The 727-nt window shown below is 33.6% G+C and carries 1 protein-coding gene; it reads right to left on the reverse strand.

Going from position 1 to position 727, the window contains the following annotated elements:
- Positions 1-130: 130 nt before the first annotated feature.
- Positions 131-601, reverse strand: coding sequence for an IS200/IS605 family transposase (gene tnpA / locus H8718_RS20335; protein WP_249334872.1), 471 nt, complete (start codon positions 599-601; stop codon positions 131-133).
- Positions 602-727: the final 126 nt, after the last annotated feature.

Raw genomic sequence — 727 nt, forward strand, 5'->3', positions numbered from 1 at the left:
AATCATAACCACCCGTCTAACGGGTGGTTTGCTCTAGCCCTATAAGGGCATGTTACTAGCAATGCCTTAAGGCATATTGAATAGTTCGCCAACTGCATATTTTTTTCAAGCAGCCTCTAAAGAGGCTCTTTTATTTGCTCTTTTTTACCGGCTCACCCGTAAACGGGTCCATATATTCTTTAATTGTCATTTGTTCTTCTATTAAATCTTCATATAACTGATTTTTTATATATTCTTGTATTGCCTTTTTATTCCTTCCTACTGTATCTACATAATACCCCTTACACCAAAACTGCCTGCTTCCATATTTATATTTTAAATTTGCATGTCTATCAAAAATCATAAGTGAACTTTTACCTTTTAGATAACCTACAAAGCTTGATACACTTGTCTTAGGTGGAATACTGACCAACATATGAATGTGATCTTTACATGCATTAGCTTCTATTATTTCAATTCCCTTATACTCACATAACCTTCTTAAAATAATACCTATATCCCTTTTTATTTTTCCATAGATTATCTGTCTTCTATACTTAGGTGCAAATACTATATGGTACTTACAATTCCATTTGGTGTGTGCTAAACTATTTTTATCCATTTGGATAAACCTCCTTTGATTTGATTGGTTGGCGAACCTAATCTTATTCTTCAAAGGAGGTTTTTTATTTATACTCATAGCTATAAGCTTTTTCGAACCCCAGGCATAGCCGGGGGTTTTCTTTAT

The sequence above is a fragment of the Zhenhengia yiwuensis genome (genome assembly GCF_014384995.1).
GTDB lineage: Bacteria > Bacillota > Clostridia > Lachnospirales > Cellulosilyticaceae > Zhenhengia > Zhenhengia yiwuensis.

Coding starts and splice junctions, on each gene's coding strand:
- tnpA (WP_249334872.1), bottom strand. CDS start 601: ATGGATAAAAATAGTTTAGCACACACCAAATGGAATTGTAAGTACCAT.